Genomic DNA, 20,880 nt, shown 5'->3' with positions numbered 1-20,880 from the left:
GAACCACCAAACCATTTTTACGAGGACAATCATGGACGAACAAATTGTAGCGATTTACACGCTGGTTAACGACCTTTTGCTTGGTTTAGGTCATCATGAAAACAGTCAATGCCGCATGAACGATTCCGAGGTCATCACCACAGCAATCGTGGCTGCTCTGTTTTTTAGCGGCAATTATGAACTTGCCCGTGCCTTCTTGCATCAAGGCGGCTACATACCAACCATGTTGAGCAAAAGTCGGTATTCACGTCGTCTGCATCGAGTGAGCCATTACATCGTGACCTTTATCGAGATGTTGGGCGCCCACTGGAAAGGGGTCAGTAGCGATTCGATTTACGTGATCGATACCTTTCCTATTGTGGTGTGTGACAATTGGCGCATTCGCCGCTGTCGTCTCTATCGAGAAGAGAAGTATCGCGGCAAGATTGCGAGCAAACGCCGCTACTTCTATGGACTCAAACTACATTTGATGGTCACCAGTCAGGGTCAACCAGTTGAGTTCTTCCTAACACCGGGTTCTGAAAGCGATGTGACTCACCTGCGCTCCTTTCAGTTTGACCTACCGACGGGTTCAGAAATCTATGCGGACAAAATCTACAATGATTACACCATGGAAGACTTAATCAATGAGACAAGACAGGTGAAACTATGTCCTGTACGCAAGAAAAACAGCAAACGGCCGTATCCACCGTGGCGCGCTTATTGGATAAAACTGCATCGCAAGATTGTGGAGACGACAGGGTCATCCATTGCACGCAGGATGCCGAGGAGCATTCATGCAGTCACAGCCGCAGGCTTTGAGCTGAAAATCGCATTATTTGTTCTGGCTGAGAGTGTCAGCCATATTTTTAAGGTAGCAACTTGAGTTAATACTAATTACCAGCTACTAACCACCAGCCACCATTATGTTACACCTTAAAGTCGGGTTGAAGGTCAAGAGGGGGTTTGGTAATCGGTGACCCGAAACGGTAATCGGTTTACCGATTACTGATTACCGTTCACTTTCCAGGGCGAGGAAGAGGCGTGCCAAAATGAAGGCGCTGTCGCCTGTGGCGATGAGGAGGTAGCCTTCGTCGTTGTGGAAAAACCGGGGAGCGGCGTTGGTATGCAGGTCGCAGCTGGCTTCTAGCTGGGTGAGCTGACGCAGGGCATCGCCAATGGCTGGGTCGCTGCTGACAACGAGAATGTGGTAGGCGTCACCCTCTTGCCAAATGTGGACGTGCTGGCCGCGCAGAGTGTTGAGTAGCTGATGACCAACGGCCGTATTCAACACACAGCCGCCATAATGCCCTAGCCAATCCAGCAGGGTGCTGGGTGGGGTTTGCGCCGCTGGGTGGGCGCAGAGCCGCGCCAGGAGCGCACTAATTTCATCTTGTGGCAAGGCGCTGTGCCGCGATTGCACATCTTGCAAAAAAAGATCGAGTTCGTGTCGCAACACCAATAGTTCGGTGAGCTGCTTTTCCAGGGCAATAAACCGATTCTCCGCTAGCTGGCTTAGCGTTTGGCTGTCAATCTTGCCCTCGTCCCAGCCTGCTAGCAGGGTGCGAATGTCTGCGAGCGAAAAACCTAGCCTCTGGGCGCGCTGGATGAGGTGGAGGCGTTCGGCCGTTTCTGGTTTGTATAGTCGGTAGCCTGCGGGGGAACGGCCGTTTGGCTGCAACAGACCCTCTTTTTCATAGTAGCGCAGGGCGGACGGGCGCGTTTGTGTCAGGTTGGCAAGCTGACCAATCGTGAGCATTGAATTTTTGGGCATAAGAGGATGATAACACGATCACACTCCACAGACATGAATGTTGATTTTAGATATATCTAAATATTTATTGACAGAGAGCTAAAAAGCATTATAATTGCGATTTATATATAACTGGAGGATACAATAAATATGTATTATCGTAATTTGTTTCGCTTCCTCACACTGCTCACTATTTTGCTGGTGGGGGCTGCTTGCAGCGGCGCAGAAGAGCCGCCCCAAAATGAGCCAGAAGTGGCAAACGAAACGGCCGAAAATTTGCCCGATGCCGGGGCCGGTGTTAGGGAAGATGGCGCGTTTCGCATCGTGGCAACCACTACTCAGGCAATGGACATAGCCCAAATTCTAACCGCAGGTGTAGACGGTGTTGAAATAATTGGCCTGATGGGCGCCGGTGTTGATCCCCATCTTTACCAGCCCACAGAGTCCGACATTGCGGCCATGAACGAAGCAGACATGGTTGTCTACAGCGGACTCCATCTGGAAGGCCAATTTGACGCCGTTTTCGAGGCGCTTGGTCAGCAGGGCGTATTCATTTATGCCATGAGCGATCCCGTTAAAAATGGGGGATTTACCATTGGTGGCTTTGATTTGTCGGAGGAGCTGGTGAATGTAGACGACCCTCATTACTGGTTCGATCCGCGCAATTGGGAGTTGACCGTTACTGATCTTGCGGATGAGCTGGCCGAGATTGATCCCGACAATGCAGCCACCTATGCGGCAAACGCCGAAGCATACACAGAACAGTTAGCCATCCTGTATGAATGGGCAGACACGGGGATGAAATCTGTGGCTGGCGGGCAGCGTTACCTGGTGACCTCGCACGATGCCTTTCAATATTTTGGCGCCGCCTTTGGCTGGCGCATGGCCGCCATTCAGGGGTTGAGTACGGAAGATGAAGCTGGCGTGGGCGATATTCAGGGCGTTGTTGACTTTATTATTGAGAATGAGATTCCCGTCGTTTTTGTAGAAAGCAGCATTCCGCCAGACACCATTGAGGCAGTGATTGAAGCGGTTAAAGCAGAAGATGAAACGGTGCGTATTGGCGTCCGAGAGATGTATTCTGACGCGATGGGGGAGCCGGGTACCTTTGGCGGCACCTACATCGGCATGATTGCCGAAAATGTTTACACGATTTTGCAATCCTACCAATGTGAAGGGGCTGAGGTGACCATTCCAGACTGGCCAGAAAGCTTAACGCCGACACCGCCTGATGAATTATTAAATGTAGACTGTAGTACGGGGTAACGAGGTAACTGAGTAATTGAGTAATTAAAGCAGTCAATTACCCAATTACTGATTACCCAATTACTGCACAAATATTAAGGAACGGCCGTTATGACCCAAAACGAAGCACAACAACCAGACAGTACCACCACAACCGCCCTGGTAATTGACGATCTCACCGTAGCCTACAATAGCAAGCCTGCCATTTGGGACGTTGACCTGGAAGTGCCGGAAGGGGTGCTCATGGCCATCGTAGGGCCAAATGGTGCCGGCAAAAGCACCCTTATCAAAGCAGCGCTCAAATTGATTCCCCGCGCTGCCGGTACGGTACGGTTTTACGGGCTGCCTTATGAAAAAGCCCGCTCTTTTGTCGGGTACGTGCCGCAGCGGGGCACCGTCGATTGGGACTTTCCCACGTCGGTGATTGATGTCGTGACGATGGGGCTCTATGGCAAATTGGGTTGGTTCCGGCGACCCGGCCGTCGTGAACATGAGCTGGCCATGCACGCCTTGGAACAGGTTGGCCTGCAAGATTTTGCCAATCGGCAAATCAGCCAGCTTTCTGGCGGACAGCAGCAGCGCACTTTTTTGGCAAGGGCATTGGTGCAAGATGCCCAAATTTACTTTATGGATGAGCCATTTGCGGCCGTTGATGCCGTCACCGAACGCGCCATCATCGCCATCATGCGCGAACTGCGGGCGCGAGGCAAAACCGTCCTGGTGGTGCATCACGATTTGCAAACGGTTGAAGAATATTTCGACTGGGTGACGCTGCTGAATGTGGAAGTGGTTGCCAGCGGCCCGGTGGGCACCACCTTTACGGCCGAAAAGCTGCGGCAAACCTACGGCGGTCGGGTCTCTTATTTGCACGAAGACAAGGCCGAACTGCTGCTGGAGGGTGAATGATGAGTCGTCATCTTTCCGTAGAAGACCGGCGGGTCTGGCTGCTGATTGGCGCGATTACGATTCTGGCGCTGCTGTTTTTGCCTTTTAGCCAACTCGTTCTGCAAGTGAATTACGATTACACCTTACGAACGGTTGCTTTAGGCGGTGCTTTGTTGGGGATTGTCAGCGGAGTGCTTGGCTGTTTTGCTGTCTTGCGCCAGCAAAGCCTGATGGGCGACGCGCTTTCTCATGCAGCGCTGCCGGGCGTGGCGATCGCCTTTTTAGTGGCTGGGCGGGAGCTAGGTTTTTTGTTGATTGGGGCGGGCATTGCCAGTTGGTTGGGCGTGCAATTTATTCAGTCTGTCACCAAAACCACCCGCATCAAGCAAGATACGGCGATGGGTGTGGTGCTGGCAGCCTGGTTTGCCGCCGGTATTGCGCTGCTGGCCTACATCCAGGCCAGGCCAGACGCCAGCCAGGCGGGTTTAGACACCTTTATTTTTGGGCAGGCGGCTGCCATTATTGAACGGGATGTGCGGCTGATTGCCGTGGTGGGAGCAGCTTCCTTTGTGGTGCTGGGGCTGTTTTGGAAGGAGTTCAAACTGGTCACCTTTGATGTTGAGTTTGCTGGTGCCAATGGGTTTAGGGTGAATCTGTTCAACATTTTGCTCTCTACGTTAATTGTCATAGCCATTGTGCTAGGCTTGCAATTAGCGGGGGTCATTTTGATGGTAGGCATGTTGATTGCACCCGGGATCGCAGCCCGCCAGTGGACAAATAAGCTAACGCAAATGGTGATTTTAGCGGCCGTTTTTGGCGCATTTGCGGGCGGTACAGGGGCGATTCTTAGCGCAGTTGATACCGATATACCCACGGGGCCGATGATTATCGTCGTTGCCTTTTTGTTGGTGGTGCTTTCCATTGCCTTTGCGCCCGGGCGTGGTCTGGCCTGGACATTGCTGCGTCAGCGCGGCGACCGCAGACGTTTTGCCGCTCAAACGGTGCTAAACGATCTGTTTCATTATGCCTATGATCATGGTTCTCTGGAAACGGCCGTTCCTGAAGAGTTCCTCTTAGGCGTTAGTGGCACAGTGGCTAAAGCGGGGCTGGATCAATTGCAAAGCCAGGGTTATGTGCAAAACATGGGCGACAAATGGCAGCTAACGCCCCACGGGACAGAGGTTGCTTCCCAAACCGCGCAAAATGCCTTGTTGTGGGACATTTACCGTCAATATAGCGATGAGCTGAATTTGCCGTTGATTGCTGAAGACCGCCAGCGAAATATCCGGGAACTTTTGCCTGCAGCAGCCGTTGCCCAGCTAGAGCAAAAGCTAGGGGAGGGCATCACCTAATGGTTCAGCTAGAACAACTTTTTATCACCTTGCTATTAAACTTTTTTTCGCGGGAGGAAATAAACAGTTTTCTACGCGACCCACAAAATACAGCCACCATTATTGGCAGCCTCATTGCCATATCTGGCGCATTGTTGGGCACTTTCTTGCTGCTGCGCGGCATGTCGCTCACCAGCGACGCCATTAGCCACACCGTACTGCTGGGCATTGTGGTGGCTTTTTTGGTTTTAACTTCGCTGTTCCAGCGGGAGCCTGATTTATCGTCGCCCTGGTTGATTATTGGCGCAGCAGCGGCAGGCGTGATCACCGTCGTTTTAACCGAAGCCATTTACCGTTCTGGATTAGTGAAGCAAGATGCCGCCTTGGGTTTGGCCTTTCCCCTGCTGTTTGCCGTGGCCGTGATTTTAATTTCCCGCGTTGTGGATGATGTCCATTTGGATGAAGATGCCGTCATGGTGGGCGAAATCGGCGTTGCCTGGGCAAACACAAACAGCCACTGCCTGGAGAATTGCGAGACAGTTATCATCACTCAAGATGATCCTCGCGCTGAGATTGCCCGACAATGCACCAACTGCCGCGATCTAGCCATTAGCCCGCGTGATGAAAGGGCAGAGTTTACCGAAATTTGCGCCAACTGTGGCAGCTACAGTCCAGCACAAGCCTGGCAGGCCGGGTTATTAGAAAATGAGCCGGTGCTTATCTTCTGGCCTAAATCGATCACCGTTATGGCGCTTATCACCTTCTTAACGATTTTGTTTGTGGTTCTTTTTTATAAAGAGTTGAAGCTCTCAACCTTTGATTCAGCGCTAGCGGCAGCGTTGGGCTTTCGGCCGACGTTGTTGAATTATGCCTTGATGGTGGTTGTGAGCCTGGTTGCAGTGGGTGCTTTTGATGCGGTCGGGTCAATTTTAGTGATTGCCTTTTTCATTATTCCCCCGGCGGCCGCTTATTTGCTCACCGATAATTTGGCGCGGATGCTGCTGTACAGCTCCGCTATCGGCGCGGCGGGGGCTTATTTTGGCTACGATCTGGCACGCGGTACTATCTTGGGCGTATTGCAAGTGGATGATCTGCTGGCAGCCTTAAATCGTTTGTTTAACCTGGGTTTGTTGGAACGCTGGGATTCATCCATTTCGGCCTCGATGGTGTTGATGATTTTCTTCTTTTTCCTGGCGGCCTGGGTGTTTTCGCCTAAATATGGCCTGGTCTCCACTTTGATTCGGCGCAGTCACCAGCGGCGCAGCTTTGATAATCAGGTTGTTCTTGGTCATATTCACAACCACACGGGAACGGCCGTTGAAACCGAAGAATTAACTATCTCTACTTTGTACCGCCACTTTCGCTGGTCGCCCGGCAAAACTAAACGCATTCTGAGCCACTTGCAGACGCGTAACTTTGTTCATGTCAAAGCAGATAAGGTTTATCTGACGGCCAAGGGTAGGAATCAAGTTAGAACGTTCCGCGAAACAAAGTTGGCCAGGGAAACGACTATACCCTGAAATTCGATCTGGCGATTCCGGAAGCATAAACAATGTCTTTGTACGAGAAGCCTAGGGAAAAAGCGCGGTTGGTTAAACAGCATCGCAATATGCTAAAAATTGCACGGCCGTTTTTCGCTGAAATGTTCAATGAAGAGGCAGCAGTAGTTATTAGTGAAATTGATGCCGAACTTGAACGGCTCATCCCCGAAATTCCCTACATTGGCAGCAAAAACAATGCGCTCACCGACACGATGGAGCAGATGACAACGTTGTTAGCCATCTATTACGTTCTTAAGCGACATGGCTATTCAACAGAAGAGATTGGCTCGCTGGCGCAAAGAATGGGGCGAGCCTGGACAGAGCAGTTTCCCCGGTTGGCGCGGCGGTTAATTGGCCGTTTTTATATGTCAGTTTGGAATCGCAAACGAGCGGCAAAAAAAGCGGCCGTATCGCAAGAGCGTCGTTATGCAGGTGATTTTGTAACAGAGGTGGTGGCGGGAGACGGCCGTACCTACGATTGGGGCGTTAACTACATCGAATGTGGCATTGTCAAATTCTTTCGTCAGCAAGGTGCCGAGGAGTTTGCGCCCTATATGTGCGAAATTGATAATTTGCTCTTCCCTGCCATTGGCATCGAGCTAATCCGCACAGGAACCATTGCCAACGGCCAAACCCACTGCGATTTTCGCTTCAAGAAATAAACTTGGCCTTCTGCACCCAAACAGCATATACTGGCATATTGTGCCTGTGATACGCTACAGGCAAGATGACCATCGGGCTGAGAATGTGACTTGGCTCTAACCGTCAAGGAGCATTTCAGTGAGCTTTACCCAATTTTCGCTTGATCCCCGCCTGGAAGCAGGCATTAAAGAGATGGGCTTTACCGAGCCTACACCCATTCAACAGCAAGCCATTCCTCATGTTTTGGCCGAATCTGATCTGCTTGGTTTGGCACAAACGGGTACAGGGAAAACGGCCGCATTCATGCTGCCCATCCTCCAACGCCTCACCCGTGGCCCGCTGCGCCAGGTACGCGCCCTGATTGTGGCGCCGACCCGCGAATTGGCTGAACAGATTCACCAAACAGCCGTTGATCTAGGCAAATTCACCAAAGTCCGCAGTGCCACTGTGTATGGGGGTGTTGGCAAAAAAGCACAAATTGATGCCCTGCAACGCGGCGTAGAAATTGTGGTTGCCTGCCCTGGTCGCCTGCTCGATTTGGCCGGCGACAAATTGATCGATCTCTCCAAAGTCGAAGTGCTGGTTTTGGATGAGGCAGACCGCATGTGCGACATGGGCTTCTTGCCAGACATTCGTCGCATTCTCAAGCTAGTGCCACAGCGGCAGCAAACCCTCTTTTTCTCGGCCACCATGCCCGACGATATTCGGGAACTCGCCGACGACATTTTGAACGATCCCATCACCGTGCAAATTGGCATGATTGCGCCTGCCAAAACGGTTTCCCATGCCCTGTACCCAGTGCCCCAAGGGATGAAGAAAAAGCTGCTGTTTACCATGCTGGACGGGATGGCAACCGGGCGGGTGCTGGTATTTACGCGCACCAAGCGACGCGCCCGATTTTTGGCGCGTGATTTGGCAAAAAAGGGGTTCAAGGCAGAAGCGTTGCAGGGCAATATGTCCCAAAATCGGCGGCAGAAGGCGATGGACGGTTTTCGCAACGGCAAATATGACATTTTGGTGGCGACGGATATTGCAGCCAGGGGCATAGACGTGGCGGAGATATCGCATGTGATCAACTTCGACATGCCCGATACGGTAGATGCTTACACACACAGAATCGGTCGTACCGGACGTGCGGCCTTAGAGGGAGATGCTTTCACCTTTGCCACTGATGATGACGCGGCTATGGTACGAGATATTGAGCGAGCCTTGAAGCTGCGGCTGGCGCGACGCCGCTGGCCAGATTTTGATTACGGTAACTTCGACCCAGAAAAAGCAGTCCGGCCATCGCAAAACAAAAAACCTGAGCGGGCCAGCGGGGGCAAATCGCACGGCAATTATTCACGCCGTTCAGGGGAGAAGCGCGGCTCGGCCAGGCGACGACGGGGTGGCCAACGTCGGAACCGAGGTGGCACAAGATAATCTATAGCCAGTGTAAGCCGTACTGTCGGAACAAGATGAGTACCAGAGCCAATAAGATAAAATCCAGCAGTAGGATAAGAAAATCGAAGAAGCCAAATTGGTCGGGGATTGTCAATATGATATTTACCAACAGAACCGTTAGTACAGCAAAGCGATACCAGTTCGCTTGCTTTTGTACAGCCCAACCACACCAGAGAAATACTGCTGCATTCCCTAGCATCAAAATACCGATAATCAGAAATGTAAGAGCGTCGCGTGCCCCATTGTTAAAGAACCCTGTCATTGTCCAGATAGCAAATCCCAGCCAAACGGCTGCATTTAACCAAAAAAGCCACTTACTGAACTGAGTTAGTTTGTCTGTCTGCATGATGGATTACTTTTTGAGAGCCAAATACGCCATGCCGAGGAACATTTTTTGCACACCTTGCCCGGTGCTGGCGCTAGTGGTGAGGTAGGGTGCTTTGATGGACGCGGCAAAGCGTTTGGCTTCGCTCGTGTCGTAATTGGGCTGTAAATCTATCTTGTTGCCAACCACCAAAAAGCGCTGGTTGGGCACTACAGCGATGATTTCCTCGTACCAGCCCTGCAAATGCGTTAATGATTCTGGATTGGTGATGTCGTGGACGAGTGCGGCCGTTCGGCTGCCGCGATAAAGTCCTGTACGTACCGACTGGAAATGGATCTGCCCCGCCATGTCCCAAATGGATAGCTTGATGATGTGCCCTTTAATCTCGACGGTTTTGGTTTGAAAATCCACCCCAATGGTGGCCACGCGGGATTGCTCGAAGCGCCCCTCACAATATTGGCGAATGAGTGAAGTTTTGCCTACATTGCCATCCCCCGCCACGACAATTTTCACCAATGGTACTGTCTTATTCATAGCCAACTATCGCTTCCACTTGCCCAGGAAATGCTCATGCGGAAACAAAAGTTCGCTGGGGTCAACTGGTGGATTCTTGAGCATTTTTCGGTTGGCTTTTTCAAAAAGGCGGTGTAGCTGCTCTAAAAAGTCTAGCTGCTTATTGGCTGGTTCGGCCGTGAAAATTGCCATTAGTGTGGTCATCTCGCCAGGCACAAAGCACAGCCAGCGGCCACCCTCGATGGCAGTTGCCTGCATCCCACCGCCAAAAATCTCTTCTGTTGCTGAGCGAAATGAGGAGAGCATGGGGACAAACAGTGCGGGATCAACTTCAAATTTGCCCAACGTACTCAGGGGCATCCCGGAGTTGTTTTCATAGATGGCATACCCTTTGGCTTTAGCGGCGTGCTGCTGCCGAATGAGGACGCTTTCACCTTCTTGAAACGCATCACCCAATTCGCTTTGCCCTTGATCTGTTTCGATGAGTGTTTCCACAGCGCGTATTTCGCGCTGGTAGTGGGTATATAGCTTTTGGAACTGCTGCCGATTGATGTTGCCAGTGGCGAAATCATCGGCTAATTTGCTGATTTTGTCTTGCAGCTTGTCTAAAAATTGTTGAGCGGCCGTTTGCCCAGATGTGACGGTTTCGGGGTGGGGTGTGGGAGACGGCCGTTCTGCAACGGCAGCTTGGGTTTGGGGAACGGCCGTTTTTTCACGCACCGGTGGTTGGGTTGGGGGCGGCAAAGGTTTTTTTTCTTGCGGTGAAGGTGTGCCATTCAGCACCCGTTTTAACCAATCTAACATAGTTTCCATACGCTCCAGTAGTATCACAGTACTATGAGTATAGCAGGCAACGGCCAAAGCGGGCAGTTAAATTGGCGTAAAACAAAGCGTTAGCTAATTGACAGGGTCATACCAGATATTCATCTGGAACCGGATGATGGCCTTCCCACACAACCTGACGAAAATAGTGGGGATCGGTATTGCCCTCTGTGTTGATAAAGAGCACAACAGAATCTTCGTCTAACTGGAGCTGTTGTTTTAGTGATCGGTACGCCTCGTGCTGCATGATAAAGGTTAGGCTACCCAGCGTGACGGCTCCTGATTCGCCAGAAATGATGATTGGATCCCCCTGTAACGGCACGCCGTAGATTCGCATTCCCTTGGCTGCTACATAATCGGGGGAAGTCAAAAAAAAGTCGGCGCAATCCCACAGGGTTTGCCAAGCGAGTGGGCTAGGTTCCCCACAGGCTAAGCCCGCCATGATGGTTTGCAGGTCGCCATCAATAGTATGTGGCTGTCCGTCCCCCATTTGGGCGGAATAATAAAGGCAAGCGGCCGTCGCTGGCTCCACCACAACAGAAATAGGTGCTTCTAAACCAAATAGCCGATGATAAAAGCCCAATGTGGCAGCAGCAAAAGCCCCCACGCCAGCTTGTACAAACACGTGCGTGGGCTTCACGATGCCCTGCGCTGCAAATTGTTCCTGCGTTTCTGCCAGCAAGGTGGTATAGCCTTGCATGACCCAAGCGGGGATTTCTTCATACCCCGGCCAGGAAGTATCAGAGATGACTTGCCAGCCGTTTGCCTGTGCGTCTGCGTTGCACTGACGCACAGCATCGTCATAGTTACCTTGAACCACGCGTACTTCTGCGCCGTATTCGGTAATAGCGTCTACCCGTGCCTGCGAGGTATCTTTGTGAACGTAAATGACGCAGGGAAAGCGCAATTTTTTGGTCGCCCAGGCAAGACCTTTGCCGTGGTTGCCGTCAGTTGCACTGGTGAAGGTAATTTCCCCCAGCTTGTCTCTGACAGTGTCAGACATCAACTCTTTGTAGGAAAGTTCAGCAACGCCAAGCCGCTTGCGAATAAATTGGTAGATGGCAAATGATCCACCTAACGATTTGAAAGCATTGAGCCCCATTCTTTGCGATTCGTCTTTGACCCAAATACTGTCCACACCCAAATAATTTGCTAAGTTTGGTAGGCTTTTGAGCGGGGTTATTTTGTAGCCAGGAATTTGGGCATGGAAACGGCGGGTTGCTTTGGAAATACCTGGTGGAAGGAGTTGAGAAACGGCCGTACTCTCTGCCGTTTGCCGTGCATGCTTATTTGCCACCCAGGAGATTGGCTCTAATTCACTCATAATTCAGTGATCAGTATTCAGCAGTTCAGTAATCAGTGAGCTAGAAAACGACCCACTGATTACCGTTTACTGATTACTCGTCTTTAACTGTAGCCGTCGGCAAAAATATCAATCATCAAATAGGGATCGCCTAGTGGGTAGAGGATGGGGCAGGTACAGCCATTATCTACATACTCACGCACTTTGGCTTTTACCTCTTCTGGTGAGCCACTGGCGGTACACATTTGCACCACATCGTCTGGTACCAGGTGCATTGCGCCTTCAATCTCTTCTTCGGTGGCCGGCCAGGTGAGTACCTGGTGGATTTCATCCAGTAGTTCCTGGCTCACGCCACTGGCTTTCATCAGGTGCGGCTGCTGACCCAGGTATTGCGTCATCATCTTGCGCGCCCCGTCCAGTGCTTTTTTGCGATCATTGTCTACCGAGCAAATCATCAGTTGGGGCCGATCAATATCGTCGATAGAGCGGCCTGCTTTCTTAGCTCCACGCTCCAGCGCATCCATGGCTCGCAGATTGTAGTCTGGATGCACTAAATAGTTGAGGCAGGCACCATCAGCCACCTCGCCAGTCAGTTCCATCATTTTCATACCCGTGGCGCCGATATAGATGGGGACGTTGCGTGGGGTTTTACGGCCGTGTACCACATCGAGCTGAATCCCATCTACATGATGAAAATCGCCAAAGTGGGTTACGGTTTCCATGTTGAGCAGCTTGCGTAAAACTTCAACCGTTTCCCGCATGGCGGAAAGCGGTTTGCGCCGATTGATACCCACCTTGCTGGCCAGCGGATCCCACCAGGCACCAATGCCGCAAATGATCCGGTCTTCTGCCAGATCGTCCAATGTTAGAAAAGTAGCCGCCAATAGTCCAATATTGCGTGTCCAATTGTTGGTGACGCCGCTGGCAATCTTCAACGTGGTGGTGTGGGCGGCAAAGGCCGCCATGGGCACAATGGCATCCCGCACCAGACGGCTTTCGGCTTGCCATACGGCTTCAAAGCCTTTGGATTCGGCATATTTACACAGTTCAATACCTTCACGAATGTCGTGGGCATCTTGCAAATAAAGTGCTACGCGGTCTTTTGACATGAGTTTCTCCTTACTTACTGTTTACTGGAATGACCGTTCACGCGCTTCTTCAAGCCGCGTCTCGGAATTCGCATAGGCAATTTGTGGCGACGAACACCATCATACTGGTAGAGTGCATTGGCTACCGCACCGGCTGTTGGCACCAAGCCAATTTCGCCCACGCCTTTGGCACCGTAAGGACCGTAGGGGTCAGGCACTTCCACGCCAATGATCTCCATTTCTGGCATCTCTTTGGCGCGGAGGATGCCGCAGTCGCGCAGGCGGGTGGTTTTGGGACGGCCGTCTACCATCACCAGCTCTTCACTAATCGCATAACCCAGTCCCATGTGGATAGAGCCTTCTAGCTGGCCTTCAAACAGGGTGGGGTTGAAGATTTTACCAGCATCGTGAGCGGCGGTGATTTTTTGGATACGGCCGTCATCATCCAGCGTTACAAGCTGCGTGGCATAGCTGTAAGAATAATGCGTATAAACCTTCTCCACCATTGCCCCAGGCTTCGTTGTCCAATCAACGCAAAAATGACCCTCATAGCTGCGCCCAACCAGTTCATCGAGTGAATGGGTCTGCAAATCTTCCTTTAGCTGCTGGCAGGCATCAATAAGCGCATTGCCCACCAGCGAGGTGGCTCGGGAGGCAGTGGTCATGCCAGCTTCCTGCTCAGAGACGGTATCCACGCGCACCTCAATAAAATTGGGGTCAATGCCCGTTTCATTGCAGACGACCTGCTGGGCAACCGTGTTGACACCCTGTCCCATCTCCGTCCAGCCGTGGTCTACCAGCACCTTGTCTGGTGCCAAAATTTGTACCCGCGCCTTCGACTCATCGGGCATGCCGTTACCAATGCCCGTGTTTTTAATGCCGCAAGCGATGCCTTTGTATACGGTCGTATCATACTCTTCCTTCACGGCCAACAGCGTTTCGCGTGCGCCTGCGCCACCTTCGATAACTTGCCCGGTGGCGGTCATGTCACCGTCTTGCAGGGCGTTGTCGTAGCGGAACTGCCAACGGTCGAAGCCGCCCTTTTCACAAAGCTCATCAATGAGCGATTCCAGACCAAAGGCACTTTGGTTAACGCCAAAGCCGCGCATGGCACCGCAGGGCAGATTATTCGTGTAGACAGCGATAGCTTCCACATCGGTGACGGGTACGTTATAGGCACCGGTGGCGTGCCCGGCCGAGCGTTCCAGCACCTTCATGCCCACTGAGGCGTAGGCGCCGGTGTCACCCACGAATTTCACTTTGACAAAGGTGAATTTGCCATTTTCATCACAGCCAACCTTGTAATCCATCCAAATAGGATGCCGTTTGGGGTGCATGGCGATGGATTCGTCACGGGTGAGCCGTACTTTTACAGGAACCTGCATAAGATAAGCGGCCATTGCCGCGTGACCTTGCGTCGTCAAATCCTCTTTGCCGCCAAAGCCGCCACCGTTGGGCACCAGAATGACCCGCACCTTTTCTATTGGCAGTCCCAAAATCTTGGCAACCTGGTTGCGGTCATCAAAAACGCCCTGGCCGCTGGAGTAGACCTTTACGCCATCGTCCAAAGGCTCGGCCACCGTGCATTCTGGCTCCATGAAGCCATGTTCAATCATTTGGGTTTCGAAGACACCTTGGGCAATGTAGGCAGCGTTAGCCTCAGCGGCGGCCATGTCGCCCCGGCTGGTGTAGCTGCGGGAAAGCTGGTTGCCCTGCGGATGAATCTTGGGCGCATCTGGTTTAAGGGCTTCGTGCATGTCGGTGACAGGTTCCAGCACTTCGTAATCCACATTGATTTCGGCAACAGCTTTGCGGGCGATGGCATCTGTTTCGGCGACGACGAGGGCGAGTACGTCACCCACGTAGCGGGTGGTTTCGCCTTCGGCAACCATCAGCGGCCAATCTTGCTTAATCAGGCCAATTTGGCGGTCACCAGGCACATCCTGGGCGGTGAAAATGCGAATGACGCCATCCATTTTTTCGGCTGCGCTGGTGTCAATTTTGCGGACTTTGGCACGGGGATGCTCGCTGAATTTTAGCGCACCTTCTTTCATACCGGGCAGGCGGATGTCGTCTGTGTAGTGATGCTGACCTAAAACGAGATCGGCGGCGTGGTATTTGGGTTGACGGGAACCGATACGGCCGTTCCCCTCTGGCAGCTTCACCTCTTCTTCTTTGCGAATCGCTTCCGCCGCCATCTCAACCGAATCCACAATCTTTTTGTAGCCGGTGCAGCGGCACAGATTGGGTGTGAGGGCTTTTTCAATGTCGGCGCGGCTGGGTTCGGCATTTTTGTTGATCAGCACATTGGACTGCATGACAATGCCGGGGATGCAGAAGCCACACTGTACGCCGCCGCAGGAGACAAAGGAGTTGGCAAAGACTTCTTGCCGATATTCGCCTAGCCCCTCGGTGGTGGTGACAGCTTTGCCCTTGACGCGGCTCATTTTAGTAACGCAAGAAAGCACCGCTTTGTCGTCTAGCTGCACGGTGCAACAGCCACAGGCCGCCTGGGGGGCACAGCCATCTTTGGCGGAGAGAATGCCCACATCCTCACGCAAGTAGGTGAGCAGGGGCAACTCTGGATCGCCGTTGTATTCTATTACTTCGCCATTGAGTGTAAATTTCATTTATACCTCCAATTTTAGGCGAATAAATTCGCGACCACAGCTACGAAGTCGGCCTTCGCCGACTGATTTCTAGCCCGCGTTCGTGGGCTTTGTAAATGTAGATGCAGATTTATCTGCCCGAAATGAATTCCCCACTCGATGGCTGGCAGATGAGGAGGTGTCGGGGATGCACACCTCGCCCTCGCCAGTTCGCCAGCCTCATTTTGTCCACACTTCTGGCGTGACTATGTGATTTTAGCTACAGAGAACATAGAGGAGCAAGAGGTTTTTCTCTTTTCTCAATGCACCTTGTAGCGATTAAATTACGCTGGTTCAAGCCGCCGTTCACCTGCCATCATCAGCCCTAGCTCTTCGGTGGTTACTTCGTCGCTGTTGACAATGCCCATAATTTCGCCGTGGAACAGCACAACGATGCGGTCTGAGAGGGCTTTGACCTCATCTAAATCTTCTGAGATGAGCAGGGTTGCCAATCCCTTGCTTCGTTCAAGCAAAAGCTGGTTGTGAATGTATTCGATGGCGCCAATATCAACGCCGCGTGTAGGCTGGGCAGCAATGAGGAAGCGCGGCTTACGAGACAGCTCTCGCGCCAGAATCACTTTTTGGATATTGCCACCAGAGAGGTTTTTGACGGCCGTATCCTTCGTGGGCGTCTTAACGGTGAACTCTCTTATTCGCTGAGAGGCGTGCTCGGCAATCTGCTTGAATGCTAAAAAGATGCCATTGCTAAACGGCCGTCTCACATAATCTTGCAGGATGAGGTTTTCTTCGACTGAAAAATCTTTTACCACGCCATCGTGCATACGCTCTTCGGGAATGTAGGAGAGGCCGATTTTGTACAGTTCGGCAGGCAGCAAGTCGGTAACGTCTGTGTCTTCCAGGGTGATTTTGCCACTTTCAACCGCCTGTAGCCCCATGATGGTGCGGGCTAACGGCCGTTGCCCATTGCCCGATACACCGGCTACGCCCACAATTTCGCCGCTGTGAACCTCGAAGGAGATATTTTTCAGGATGGGGTTGCCGTCGTCATTATCCGCGCTCACGTTGTCAAACTTCAGCCGTACCTCGCCCCGTTCTGCGGGTGGGCGGTGTCGTTCCAGAAGCACTTCGCGGCCAACCATCATGCTGGCAAGTTGCGCTTTGTCCACGTCGGCGGTGTTCACTGTGCCCACCATACGGCCGTCGCGCAGCACCGACACACGGTCAGTTAGGGCAAAAATCTCGTGCAGCTTGTGAGAGATGAAGATGAGGGCATGGCCGTCAGCGGCCATTTGGCGCAAAATAACAAAGATGTCGTCCACTTCTTGCGGGGTGAGAACGGCCGTTGGTTCATCTAGCACCAGTAGAGCCGCACCACGATACAGCGCCTTCACAATCTCCACCCGCTGCCTTTCACCCACGGCCAGGTTGCCAATGACGGCATCGGGATCAACTTGCAAGCCATACTTTTGAGACAGGTCGCGGATGCGTTCAGAGACAATATCCAAATCCATGCGCGGCTCACGAGAAGAGGGCAGACCCAATGCTACATTCTCGGCCACCGTCATGGTGTCTACCAGCATAAAGTGCTGATGAATCATGCCAATGCCGTACTTGAGCGAATCGGTGGGCGTGTTGATCTGAATGGGCTGGCCGTTGAGCAAAATTTCGCCTTCATTTGGCTGGTAAAGGCCATACAAAATCTTCATGAGCGTGCTTTTACCCGCGCCATTTTCGCCCAAAAGCGCATGAATCTCGCCCGTTTTCACCTCGAAATTGACGCGATCATTGGCCAGCACACCAGGAAATCGCTTGGTAATGCCGCGCATTTCCAACGACTCAATCCGGGGTAAGCCGGAGGGGAGTAGGTTTTTGTTTTCGCCGTTTTTTGTACCGTTTTGATTCATGAGCTCTCTCGATTTGAAGTAATTGGATATTAGTAATCGGTAATTGGTTTGTTTTGCAGTCCAATTACTAATTACCAATCCCTAATTACGATCACGCCACACAGTCTCCACTTTCCGCTCTGTTAACACACGGCCGTTCCGAATCACGGTTCTGTTTGCTGGTTGGCGGCGCAGGGCGGAGACGGCCGAATCTGCATCCAGAATCACCAGATTGGCCGCTGCGCCCACGGCCACGCCGTAATTTTGCAAGCCCCACATGCGGGCGGCGTTGTAGCGCGGCATGTCAAAGGCTGCTTCGATTTCGTGCGGTGCGCCGAGATGGGCGAGATGGGCGGTAATCACGGCCACTTCCAGCGGATCCATCTTGCCAAAGGGGTAAAACATATTTTGCAGATCGTCTTGGCCGCAGACCACATTCACCCCCGCTTCCAGCAATTCTTTCACACGGGCAATACCTCGTGGCTTGGGGTAGCCACTGTGCCGTCCCTCCAACATGCTGTTGATTGGCGCGTTGGTAATGATATGAATGTTCGCCGCTTTCACCTTATCAATGATGCGTGCGGCCGTTGCATCATCCCAGGCAGACATGGCGCAGCAGTGCCCAGCCGTGACGCGCCCTTGCCAGCCCGTTTCAATCGTTTTCTCGGCCAGCAGCTCTAGCGATTGCCAGTAGGGATCGTCGGTTTCGTCAATGTGCATATCAACGTCCACATCATATTTTTGGGCAATCTCAAAGGCTATTTCGATGTGGCGAGCCGCATCCTCCATCGTTTTTTCGCCGTGGGGCATCCCGCCCACCAGGTCGCAGCCATTTTCCATCGCCTGCCACATCATCTCCACCGCTTCGGGATTTTGCGCCAGGCCAAGCTGCGGGAAGGCAATGAGCTGAATCTCTATCAGGTGGCGGTAGGCGTCTCGCGCTGCTGCCACACCTTTGAGAATGCTCAATTTGGCAATATGGTCAATATCCACATGGCTGCGAAGCCAGAGCGTGCCATTGGCAACGGCCGTCTCTACCACATAGCCCGACCGCCGCACAATATCTTCCACAGTGAGATCGTGCTTCACCTTCGCATAAATCTCAATCGCTTCTTCCAGCGTCCCACTTTGGTTAATTAGTCCATCCCATAGCAGCGCATTTTCCAAATGGAAATGGGACTCAATAAACGCAGGCGAAACCATCCTACCCTGGGCATCAATTTCCTGGTTGGCGGCAGGGAGTGAGTGGGGTGGAGCAACGGCCGTAATCAACCCAGCCTCAATACCCACCTCAATGGGTTCGTTTGTGCGGTCGGAACGGCCGTTGCGAATGATTAAATCCATAGTGAAAAGTGATAAGTAAAAAGTGAAAAGTGATTGACTACTTTTCACTTTTTACTCTCTTACTTGCCGTTAATTACGCGGTTCAGCCACAATCTCAATGCTGCCATCAATAATGCCTGCTTCCGCTGCTTGGGCGGCGGCCACGGCATCGGCTGGTAAGCTGTCGTCGTAAACCAACGTCTGGCCACCGTTGGCCAGCGTCAATTGCAGCACGCGGCCACCATAATCACCTGCCTGGTTCGAGGTAATCATCTCTAGCAACGTAGGCGTCCAGTTGTACAGAACGGTAGAAACCACCACATCCGGGCCTGCTGGGCTTTGGTCTGCCTGAATGCCCAGCCAGGGGATGCCCGCCTCGGCAGCCACGCCAATCGCGCCAACCACCTGCTGTGAAGAACCCGTCAGCACGTCCGCACCGGCTGAGATGTGGGTGTTAGCTGCCTCTGCCGCCAGCGCCGTATCGCCAAATGAACCGGTGAAAGAAACATTCACCTGAATATCTGGGTCAGTATCCCGCACACCAGCAACAAAACCATCAACATGCAGCTTGGCATCGCCAGCATCTACCGGGCCAACCAGGCCAATAATGCCGACTTCGGTCATATTTGCTGCCAGAACGCCCTGCACATAGCCACCTTCCTCGGCGCGTGGTTCATAGGCAAAGACGTTGGTCACGCCTTCGTCTGCGCCCGTGTTGGTGGTTGTGCCCCAGGCAAAGCTGGTTTCGGGGAAGTCGGGCGCAAGTTCAAACAAGGATGTGCCGTACTGTGCCCCGTGAGCGATTACCAGATTGTAGCCACTGTCGGCATAGTCCCGAATGGCAGCGGCCGCATCCGTCACGTTGAACATACTCTCAGAGATGGCAATTTCCACCATATCTTCGCCGTAATGCTCTTGAATTTCTACCAGCGAATCATAGATGGATTGGCTCCAAGCCAGGTCGGTGGTGGTGCTGGGCATCACCAGGGCAATGCGTACAGGCTCGATGTCCGGGTACTCCATGTCGCCCATTGCTTCATCGTCCATCGTTTCGCCTTCAATCACGGCCATCACGTCCAAACTGCCGCCAGAGATGTCCCCAGCAGCGGATTCAGCAGCGGCCACAGCGTCAGCGTCAACGCCGTCAGCATAAGTCATCACTAAGCCACCATTGGATAGTGTGAGGGCATACGCTGCACCGCCAAACTCACCTGCTAAATGCTTGTTGATCATGTCGCTGAGAACGCCATCCCAAACGTAAAGCTGGGAAGCAATCACAATGTCCGGAGCCAGCGAGCTTTGGTCAGATTGGGTACCAATCCAGGGGATGCCCTGCTCGTTGGCGACGCCAATCGCGCCCACAACTTGTTGGGCAGAGCCTGTCAGCACGTCTGCACCTGCTGAGATGTGGGTGTTGGCGGCTTCGGCGGCTAGAGCGGTGTCACCAAAGGAACCCGTGTAGGAAACGTTGACCTGGGCATCGGGGTTGGCAGCCATCACGCCTGCCACAAAGCCATCAATGTACAGTTTGGCATCACCAGCCTCCACAGGGCCAACCACGCCAACCACGCCACTTTCTGTTAAATTGCCAGCCAAAACGCCAGCGGCGTAACCACCTTCTTCGGCGCGTGCTTCATAGGCGAAGACATTGGTTAAGCCTTCACCTTGGCCAGTATCGGTGGCCGTGCCCCAGGCAAAGCTGGTTTCTGGGAAGTCGGGGGCAATCTCAAAGAGGGAGGTGCCATATTGTGTGCCGTGAGCAATCACCAGATCGTACTCCTCTTCGGCGTAGTCACGAATGGCGGCCGAGGCATCGGTAACGTTGAACATGCTCTCTGAGAAGGCAATTTCAAAGTTATCCGGGCCACCTGCTTCTGCCTGGATGCGGAGCAGCGCATCGTAAATTGCCTGGCTCCAGGCGAGGTCGGTGATGGTGCTGGGCATGACGACGGCTACACGGAATTGCTCAATGCCCTCTACGTCGGCCTCGGCGGAAACATCTTCTACGACCGTTTCAGGCTCGTCGGCTTCTTCGGTGGTGCCCTCATCAGTGGTCGTTGTATCCTCGGTATCGGCGTCTGTGTCCGCATCGCCGCCACCGCAGCTTACAACAAGCAAGCTGAGTAACAGAAACATAACAATCAGTAACCATTTTTTGCGATTCATATTCTTCTCCTTAAAGATTTGAAGCGGTT

Annotated in this window: 17 protein-coding genes; 7 read left to right on the top strand and 10 right to left on the bottom strand. The window is 52.7% G+C overall.

The genetic code is table 11. The annotated features are described in order from the left end of the window. The first annotated feature begins 31 nt into the window (after nucleotides 1–31). On the top strand, nucleotides 32–865 hold the full coding sequence (locus ACOQPM_RS04515) for an IS982 family transposase (RefSeq protein WP_420627656.1): 834 nt from the start codon (nucleotides 32–34) through the stop codon (nucleotides 863–865). A 126-nt stretch (nucleotides 866–991) separates the two neighbouring features. Here ACOQPM_RS04515 and ACOQPM_RS04510 read toward each other — a convergent pair whose 3' ends face one another. Beyond that, nucleotides 992–1,753 (bottom strand): MerR family transcriptional regulator, encoded by a 762-nt coding sequence (locus ACOQPM_RS04510; RefSeq protein ID WP_420628037.1) that lies wholly within the window; start codon nucleotides 1,751–1,753, stop codon nucleotides 992–994. Between the two features lie 129 nt (nucleotides 1,754–1,882). Between ACOQPM_RS04510 and ACOQPM_RS04505 the strand changes: the two genes are divergently transcribed. From ACOQPM_RS04505 to ACOQPM_RS04480, 6 genes are all read left to right on the top strand, one after another. Continuing rightward, on the top strand, nucleotides 1,883–2,998 hold the full coding sequence (locus ACOQPM_RS04505) for a metal ABC transporter solute-binding protein, Zn/Mn family (protein WP_420628036.1): 1,116 nt from the start codon (nucleotides 1,883–1,885) through the stop codon (nucleotides 2,996–2,998). A 90-nt stretch (nucleotides 2,999–3,088) separates the two neighbouring features. After that, nucleotides 3,089–3,883, top strand: a complete 795-nt coding sequence (locus tag ACOQPM_RS04500; protein WP_420628035.1) for a metal ABC transporter ATP-binding protein — start codon at nucleotides 3,089–3,091, stop codon at nucleotides 3,881–3,883. Beyond that, complete coding sequence (locus ACOQPM_RS04495) at nucleotides 3,880–5,214, top strand: metal ABC transporter permease (RefSeq protein WP_420628034.1); 1,335 nt, start codon at nucleotides 3,880–3,882, stop codon at nucleotides 5,212–5,214. Before ACOQPM_RS04500 ends, ACOQPM_RS04495 begins: the two co-directional genes overlap by 4 nt. Next, nucleotides 5,214–6,713, top strand: coding sequence for a metal ABC transporter permease (locus tag ACOQPM_RS04490; protein ID WP_420628033.1), 1,500 nt, complete (start codon nucleotides 5,214–5,216; stop codon nucleotides 6,711–6,713). The genes ACOQPM_RS04495 and ACOQPM_RS04490 overlap by 1 nt, the downstream gene beginning before the upstream one ends. An 89-nt stretch (nucleotides 6,714–6,802) precedes the next feature. Beyond that, nucleotides 6,803–7,396: an L-2-amino-thiazoline-4-carboxylic acid hydrolase gene (locus ACOQPM_RS04485; RefSeq protein ID WP_420628032.1), complete on the top strand. Its 594-nt coding sequence runs from the start codon at nucleotides 6,803–6,805 to the stop codon at nucleotides 7,394–7,396. A gap of 118 nt (nucleotides 7,397–7,514) precedes the next feature. Continuing rightward, complete coding sequence (locus ACOQPM_RS04480) at nucleotides 7,515–8,798, top strand: DEAD/DEAH box helicase (protein ID WP_420628031.1); 1,284 nt, start codon at nucleotides 7,515–7,517, stop codon at nucleotides 8,796–8,798. Between the two features lies 1 nt (nucleotide 8,799). Here the strand turns inward: ACOQPM_RS04480 and ACOQPM_RS04475 are convergent, their stop codons facing one another. The 9 genes from ACOQPM_RS04475 to ACOQPM_RS04435 all read right to left on the bottom strand — a co-directional run bounded on the left by ACOQPM_RS04475 (nucleotide 8,800) and on the right by ACOQPM_RS04435 (nucleotide 20,851). Next, a complete protein-coding gene (locus ACOQPM_RS04475; protein ID WP_420628030.1) occupies nucleotides 8,800–9,165 on the bottom strand; it encodes a hypothetical protein in 366 nt (121 codons plus the stop codon). 6 nt (nucleotides 9,166–9,171) lie between these two features. Beyond that, nucleotides 9,172–9,678: a Rab family GTPase gene (locus tag ACOQPM_RS04470; RefSeq protein WP_420628029.1), complete on the bottom strand. Its 507-nt coding sequence runs from the start codon at nucleotides 9,676–9,678 to the stop codon at nucleotides 9,172–9,174. Nucleotides 9,679–9,684: 6 nt separating this feature from the next. Next, on the bottom strand, nucleotides 9,685–10,461 hold the full coding sequence (locus ACOQPM_RS04465) for a hypothetical protein (RefSeq protein ID WP_420628028.1): 777 nt from the start codon (nucleotides 10,459–10,461) through the stop codon (nucleotides 9,685–9,687). A gap of 106 nt (nucleotides 10,462–10,567) precedes the next feature. Then, on the bottom strand, nucleotides 10,568–11,803 hold the full coding sequence (locus ACOQPM_RS04460) for a diaminopropionate ammonia-lyase (RefSeq protein ID WP_420628027.1): 1,236 nt from the start codon (nucleotides 11,801–11,803) through the stop codon (nucleotides 10,568–10,570). A gap of 83 nt (nucleotides 11,804–11,886) precedes the next feature. Continuing rightward, nucleotides 11,887–12,891, bottom strand: coding sequence for an LLM class flavin-dependent oxidoreductase (locus ACOQPM_RS04455; protein WP_420628026.1), 1,005 nt, complete (start codon nucleotides 12,889–12,891; stop codon nucleotides 11,887–11,889). A 14-nt stretch (nucleotides 12,892–12,905) separates the two neighbouring features. Beyond that, nucleotides 12,906–15,500 (bottom strand): selenium-dependent xanthine dehydrogenase, encoded by a 2,595-nt coding sequence (xdh, locus tag ACOQPM_RS04450; RefSeq protein WP_420628025.1) that lies wholly within the window; start codon nucleotides 15,498–15,500, stop codon nucleotides 12,906–12,908. Between the two features lie 302 nt (nucleotides 15,501–15,802). Further along, nucleotides 15,803–17,383, bottom strand: coding sequence for an ABC transporter ATP-binding protein (locus ACOQPM_RS04445; protein ID WP_420628024.1), 1,581 nt, complete (start codon nucleotides 17,381–17,383; stop codon nucleotides 15,803–15,805). 81 nt (nucleotides 17,384–17,464) lie between these two features. Beyond that, entirely contained in the window at nucleotides 17,465–18,754 is a 1,290-nt protein-coding gene (locus ACOQPM_RS04440) for an amidohydrolase family protein (RefSeq protein ID WP_420628023.1), read from the bottom strand. Nucleotides 18,755–18,775: 21 nt separating this feature from the next. Then, complete coding sequence (locus ACOQPM_RS04435; RefSeq protein WP_420628022.1) at nucleotides 18,776–20,851, bottom strand: BMP family protein; 2,076 nt, start codon at nucleotides 20,849–20,851, stop codon at nucleotides 18,776–18,778. Nucleotides 20,852–20,880: the final 29 nt, after the last annotated feature.

The sequence above is a fragment of the Candidatus Leptofilum sp. genome (assembly GCF_965223525.1).
GTDB lineage: Bacteria > Chloroflexota > Anaerolineae > Promineifilales > Promineifilaceae > Leptofilum.
Note: the sequence above shows the minus strand (reverse complement) of the source record. Positions and strands in the feature narration are given on the sequence as shown.